Origin of the sequence: Citrobacter sp. wls718, assembly GCF_005280945.1 — a bacterium.
Taxonomy (GTDB): Bacteria; Pseudomonadota; Gammaproteobacteria; order Enterobacterales; family Enterobacteriaceae; genus Citrobacter; species Citrobacter gillenii.
Genome location: NZ_SZWV01000044.1, coordinates 23,666 through 30,034, shown reverse-complemented (window position 1 = coordinate 30,034; position 6,369 = coordinate 23,666). Strand labels below are relative to the sequence as shown.

The window sequence follows — 6,369 nt, the reverse complement described above, 5'->3', positions numbered from 1 at the left end:
CCGCCGGTCCGGCGGGTCGGCGTATCCACCATAGCCGATAGCCCATCACGATCATCAGGCACAGGCCTACACCAAAGACGATCAGCAGCCCCTGATTGAGTACGCCAAACAGAATCCCCATATGGAAATCAACGCCCCAACGCGTCAACTTCGCCATCATAGGGAAATCGACAAAGCGCGTCTGGTCAATAATCCGCATCGTTGTTGTATCAACAGACACCGCATCCACCTGGGTTGGCCAGCGGCGGTCAATCTCGGTGACAGTCCAACCATGCTGCGCATCTTTCGCCGGGCGGATCTCCAGCTTCCTGGCATCAATCCCCGCCGCCTGCGCCGTGCGTAATACCGCATCAAAAAGTCCGCCGTCAACCACGCTTGCCGATGGCATTACCATGCCAGCGTGATGTCCGGCATGCTCATCATGAATTTGCTGGACACCATCGAGCTGTGTATTTACCTGCGGCGTCAGCCAGCCAAAGGCTGCCCGCATGCTATCCACATTGCCCCCTGCCCATTGCGACCAGGTTAAACCGGTTGCGGAAAAAAGTAACATCCCGCCTAGCAGAATCCAGCCCAGCGTAACGTGCAGACGACGGTTTTTTTGCAGTCGATTATTCAGACGACGCCTGGGTCGAGTGTAAAACCAAAGCACAATACCGCCCAGCGCCGCTACCCACATCCAGGACGCAGCCAGTTCGCTATAAAGCCGCCCAATATCCCCCAACAGCAAGGAACGGTGCGCATAGTCGATCCACTGGCGCAGAGGTAAGATCCCGCTGGTGCCATAGACAGTCATATCGCCTGTTACCGTAAGTGCAACCGGGTCGATAAAAATCGCCCGATGTTCAGACGGGGCCAGTACAGGGTCTGCAAACATGACCCGGGTCGTCTTTCCTGGCTCAAGCGCAGGCCGTACTGCATACACCGGCAAATGATTGCCGACGACCTGCTGCGCGAGCGCAATTTGAGCAGCCAGCGATTGTGGTTCTCCTTGCTCGGTTCCCTGTAGCGCCTCAGAGTAAAGCGCCTCTTCCAGTTGCGGTGTGGCAACGTAGAGCGTACCGGTCAGTGCCGCGACAAAAATAAAGGGACCCACGAACAGGCCGATAGAGAAATGAAGGCGTCGCAGCAGGGTTACCCATGCCGCACGCGGGGTGCAGGTGGTCATACTTTTCCTTAGAAAAAGCCAAAGAGCGTCATCACGCTAACGCGTACAGACGTATTTTTAGGATCAGGAAAAAGCAGACCGGTACGGTGGTGCACGGGTATTGGGATACAGCCAGGGGAAGTAGAGCCAGAACGTCAGCGTAGGATGTAGTGGCGTTTTTTTCTGTAGCCGCAGCACGCCGCGCAACAGAATAACCAGAGTCAGTATCAGCCCGGGCACGTGCGCCAGCAGCACACAGTAGCCGCATGCTTCGCCGTGATCGACGGGCATCGTCATCGAGGCGCCGTCACCATGTTGTTCAGCATGTTCCACCATCATGCCCATATCATGATGCATACCCGGCATCGCATTCATAGGATCGTGTTGCAAAGAAACAGAGATAAGCGGCGCGATGACGATCAGCAGGATCGCAAACAACGCGAGCCATGCCGCGCAGCGCTGATGACCAAACCGAAAGATTGCACCAATAACCACTGCCCCTCCAATAACGACAGGGCATTGTAAATGATTTATGAATTAATAGTTAATGATGTGAGTTTTATGGCGATAAAAAAAGGGGCCAGCCTTATTGGCCAGCCCCTTCTGACAGGATGTCGCCTGAGCGATATCTTAGTTAAGACGCTCTTTGATACGAGCAGACTTACCAGTGCGCTCACGCAGGTAGTACAGTTTAGCTTTACGAACAGCACCACGACGTTTAACAGCAATGCTGTCAACTACCGGAGAGTGAGTCTGGAAGACACGCTCAACGCCTTCGCCGTTGGAGATTTTACGAACAGTGAATGCAGAGTGCAGACCGCGGTTACGAATAGCGATAACCACGCCCTCGAATGCCTGCAGACGTTTTTTGGAACCTTCAACAACCCATACTTTCACTTCCACGGTATCACCCGGACGGAAGGAAGGTACGTCCTGCTTCATCTGTTCTTGTTCAAGTTGCTTAATAATGTTGCTCATAATTTAATCTCTTATCCTGGGTAAACTGATATTGGGGGCTTACGCCTGCCCATCATGTTTATGTTGCTGTTGTGCGTGTTCCTTTTTGAACTCCGCCAGCAACCTTGCTTGCTCTTCAGTCAGAGCCAGGTTTTCCAGAAGTTCAGGTCTTCTAAGCCAGGTACGGCCCAGCGACTGCTTCAAACGCCAGCGACGTATCTCAGCGTGGTTCCCCGACAGCAAAACTGCCGGTACTTCCATCTGCTCTAACACTTCAGGTCGGGTATAGTGCGGGCAGTCCAGCAACCCATCGGCAAAGGAATCCTCCGTTGCCGATGCTTCATGACCCAGTACCCCCGGAATAAACCGGGAGACGGAATCAATCAGCGTCATCGCTGCTAATTCTCCACCGCTGAGAACGTAATCGCCGATTGACCATTCTTCATCAATTTCGGTTTGAATTACGCGCTCATCTACGCCTTCATAGCGACCACACACCAGAATCAGCTTTTGATTCGTTGCCAGTTCGCTCACGCCCGCTTGATCAAGCTTGCGTCCCTGAGGTGACAGATAAATCACCTTCGCGCCTTCACCTGCCGCGTCTTTTGCTGCATGAATGGCATCCCGTAAAGGTTGCACCATCATTAACATCCCCGGTCCGCCGCCGTAAGGACGATCGTCCACGGTACGGTGCCGGTCATGAGCAAAGTCACGAGGACTCCAGCTCTGGATGTTCAGCAGGCCATTTTTTACTGCCCGGCCAGTTACCCCGTAATCGGTAATTGCGCGGAACATTTCTGGAAACAGGCTAACGATACCTATAAACACAAGCCAATCCCCATCACGCCGACTTTTACCGTTTATCCGGTGGTTTAAAAACCAGGATCCCAATCTACTTCGATAGTACGAGTAGCGAGATCGACTTTCTTGATAACCTGCCCATCGAGGAACGGCACTAAACGTTCCTTGATACCAAACGCATCTTTCAGGTTTGCCTTGATGACGATGACGTCATTCGATCCGGTTTCCATCATATCGACGACTTTACCGAGTTCGTAGCCTTCAGTGGTCACTACCTGGCAACCCATAAGGTCTTTCCAGTAGTAAGTGCCATCATCCAGCGCTGGCAACTGCGAGGAATCTACGACAATTTCACAATTCGTCAGTACATTCGCCGCATCCCGATCCTCAATACCTTTCAGCTTGATGATCAGATCCTGATTGTGGTGCTTCCAGCTTTCCAGTTGTACTTGCTGCCACTGACCCGCCTTCTGGATAAACCAGGGCTGATAGTCAAAAATGCTTTCGGCGTCTTCAGTGGAAGAAAACACTCTGAGCCAACCACGGATACCGTAAGGAGACCCCATTTTCCCCAGAACTATGGGTTCTACGGGCGCCTGTGCGGCGAGTTGCTTGCTCATCATGACCACCGTGACAGATTAAGCTGCTTTGTTTGCTGCTTTGATCAGCGTAGCTACGCGATCAGAAATAGTCGCGCCCTGGCCAACCCAGTGAGCGATGCGATCCAGATCCAGGCGGGTGCCTTCTTCTTTTTCGCTAGCGATTGGGTTAAAGAAGCCAACGCGCTCGATGAAGCGACCGTTGCGTGCATTACGGCTGTCAGTAACAACAACCTGGTAGAACGGACGCTTTTTAGCGCCGTGACGTGCTAAACGAATAGTAACCATAACATCCTCTTGTGTGAATAAAACACCGGGCCCCATCGAGGGAAGGGACCCGGTGTCATATTAAAAGCCCGAAAATTTTACTGATTTCTGAGAAAAAAGCAATCAACATGTGATGAAGCTTGATACTAGGGCGTTACCGTTGCAGCCAGTTTGGCGTCGGCGTGCGCGCAGAAAGCGGAGCGTACACGCAGTACGTGAGCATTTCGAGCACACTCCGGCGTCAAAATGGCAAATAAGGTAGCCCGATATATTTATCTACCAGGGAATCCTGGCGGCATCATGCCCTTCATATTGCGCATCATCTTGGCCATCCCGCCCTTCTTCATTTTCTTCATCATGCGCTGCATGTCGTCGAACTGTTTCAGAAGGCGGTTAACGTCCTGTACCTGCATACCGCAGCCCTGAGCGATACGGCGCTTACGCGAACCTTTGATGATTTCCGGCTTGGCACGTTCTTTCAACGTCATCGAATTGATGATCGCTTCCATACGCACCAGCACTTTGTCATCCATCTGCGATTTCACGTTGTCAGGGATCTGACCCATGCCTGGCAGCTTGCCCATCAGGCTTGCCATACCGCCCATGTTTTTCATTTGATTAAGCTGTTCTAAGAAGTCGTTCAGGTCAAAACCATCGCCCTTCTTCAGCTTGGTCGCCAGCTTCTCAGCCTGCGCGCGGTCAACCTTGCTTTCGATATCTTCGATCAGCGACAGTACGTCGCCCATGCCGAGGATACGCGAAGCAATCCTGTCTGGATGGAATGGCTCCAGCGCTTCGGTTTTCTCGCCAACACCGAGGAACTTAATCGGCTTACCAGTGATATGACGAATAGAGAGTGCGGCACCGCCGCGGGCGTCACCGTCGACTTTCGTCAGCACGACACCGGTTAACGGCAGCGCTTCGTTGAAGGCTTTTGCGGTATTCGCGGCATCCTGACCGGTCATGGCATCGACAACAAACAGCGTTTCTACCGGATTGATAGACGCGTGGACCTGTTTGATTTCGTCCATCATCGCTTCGTCAACGTGCAGACGACCAGCGGTATCCACCAGCAGCACGTCGTAGAATTTCAGCTTCGCTTCTTTCAGCGCAGCGTTAACGATATCGACCGGCTTTTGGCCGACGTCAGATGGGAAGAAGTCGACTTCAACCTGCTCAGCCAGCGTTTCCAGCTGCTTGATCGCCGCCGGACGATAAACGTCGGCAGAGACGACCAGCACTTTCTTCTTGTGCTTCTCGCGCAGGAACTTACCCAGTTTCGCCACGCTGGTCGTTTTACCGGCACCCTGCAGACCCGCCATCAGCACTACGGCCGGTGGCTGAGCGGCCAGATTCAGGGTCTGGTTCTCTTCGCCCATCGCCGCAACCAGTTCACTGCGAACGATTTTGACGAATTCCTGACCCGGGGTCAGGCTTTTGTTAACTTCATGACCAACCGCTTTCTCTTTTACGCGATTGATAAACTCACGCACTACCGGCAGCGCAACGTCAGCTTCCAGCAGCGCCATGCGCACTTCGCGCAGCGTTTCTTTAACGTTGTCTTCAGTAAGGCGTCCACGGCCACTGATATTGCGCAGCGTGCGCGACAAACGATCGGTTAAATTATCAAACATTGTCTCTCGCCTGGGGTGGAAACGGTCGGTCGCTTGCACGACACATCAACAGAATTTTGTCGCAGTATAACATGAAGCCGCCTTTGTTGTTATGCAACGGTTGGAGCAGCGGTCACGTAACGCTATACTGCTTTTCTTTATCACTGGTCAACTGTCGACACCTATATGCCCGTTTTTGCTTTGTTCGCCCTTGTCGCCTATTCCGTCAGCCTTGCGCTGATCGTTCCCGCTCTGCTGCAAAAAAACAGCGGCTGGCGGCGTATGGCTATCCTTTCTGCGGTTATCGCGCTGGTGTGCCACGCTTTTGCCCTGGAAGCACGTATTTTGCCCGGTGGCGAGAATGGACAAAACCTGAGCCTGCTGAACGTCGGTTCTCTGGTTAGCCTGATGATCTGTACGGTAATGACCATTGTGGCCTCACGCAATCGCGGCTGGCTGCTGCTGCCGATCGTGTATGCGTTTGCATTAATCAATCTGGCCTGCGCCACGTTTATGCCCAACGAGTACATCACCCACCTTGAAGCCACACCGGGCATGATGATCCACATCGGGCTCTCGCTCTTGTCCTATGCCACGCTGATCATTGCCGCCCTGTACGCACTGCAGCTGGCGTGGATCGATTATCAGCTGAAAAACAAAAAACTGGCGTTCAACAATGAAATGCCGCCGCTGATGAGCATTGAACGCAAAATGTTTCACATCACTCAGATAGGCGTGGTTCTGCTGACGCTGACCCTGTGCACTGGCCTGTTTTACATGCACAACCTGTTCAGTACCGAAAATATTGATAAAGCCGTGCTCTCTATCGTGGCATGGTTTGTCTATATCGTTCTGCTATGGGGACATTACCATGAGGGCTGGCGCGGACGTCGTGTCGTCTGGTTTAACGTCGCAGGTGCAGGCATTCTGACGCTGGCCTATTTCGGTAGTCGCATACTGCAACAGCTTGTGAGTTAAGTCTTTA

General features: G+C 52.8%; 8 protein-coding genes. 1 reads left to right on the top strand and 7 read right to left on the bottom strand.

Annotated elements, in window-relative coordinates; genetic code table 11:
* The 7 genes from FDW95_RS08785 to ffh all read right to left on the bottom strand — a co-directional run.
* The coding region (locus FDW95_RS08785; protein WP_249358987.1) for a PepSY-associated TM helix domain-containing protein at nt 1-1,168 on the bottom strand (1,168 nt) is incomplete at its 3' end.
* Between the two features lie 63 nt (nt 1,169-1,231).
* Nucleotides 1,232-1,636 (bottom strand): DUF2946 domain-containing protein, encoded by a 405-nt coding sequence (locus tag FDW95_RS08780; protein ID WP_249354877.1) that lies wholly within the window; start codon nt 1,634-1,636, stop codon nt 1,232-1,234.
* Between the two features lie 141 nt (nt 1,637-1,777).
* The gene (gene rplS / locus FDW95_RS08775; protein WP_002914145.1) at nt 1,778-2,125 is read right to left on the bottom strand and encodes a 50S ribosomal protein L19; all 348 of its coding nucleotides are present in this window, start codon (nt 2,123-2,125) and stop codon (nt 1,778-1,780) included.
* Between the two features lie 39 nt (nt 2,126-2,164).
* Nucleotides 2,165-2,932 carry a tRNA (guanosine(37)-N1)-methyltransferase TrmD gene (gene trmD / locus FDW95_RS08770; protein WP_115257737.1) on the bottom strand — a complete coding sequence of 256 codons (768 nt, stop codon included), beginning with the start codon at nt 2,930-2,932 and terminating at the stop codon, nt 2,165-2,167.
* 44 nt (nt 2,933-2,976) lie between these two features.
* Complete coding sequence (rimM, locus tag FDW95_RS08765; protein ID WP_115257736.1) at nt 2,977-3,525, bottom strand: ribosome maturation factor RimM; 549 nt, start codon at nt 3,523-3,525, stop codon at nt 2,977-2,979.
* An 18-nt stretch (nt 3,526-3,543) separates the two neighbouring features.
* Nucleotides 3,544-3,792: a 30S ribosomal protein S16 gene (gene rpsP, locus FDW95_RS08760; RefSeq protein ID WP_003031228.1), complete on the bottom strand. Its 249-nt coding sequence runs from the start codon at nt 3,790-3,792 to the stop codon at nt 3,544-3,546.
* Between the two features lie 251 nt (nt 3,793-4,043).
* Nucleotides 4,044-5,405, bottom strand: coding sequence for a signal recognition particle protein (ffh, locus tag FDW95_RS08755; RefSeq protein WP_096756094.1), 1,362 nt, complete (start codon nt 5,403-5,405; stop codon nt 4,044-4,046).
* A 165-nt stretch (nt 5,406-5,570) separates the two neighbouring features.
* Here ffh and FDW95_RS08745 point away from each other — a divergent pair, with 165 nt between their 5' ends.
* Complete coding sequence (locus FDW95_RS08745) at nt 5,571-6,362, top strand: inner membrane protein YpjD (protein ID WP_096756093.1); 792 nt, start codon at nt 5,571-5,573, stop codon at nt 6,360-6,362.
* Nucleotides 6,363-6,369 lie beyond the last annotated feature (7 nt).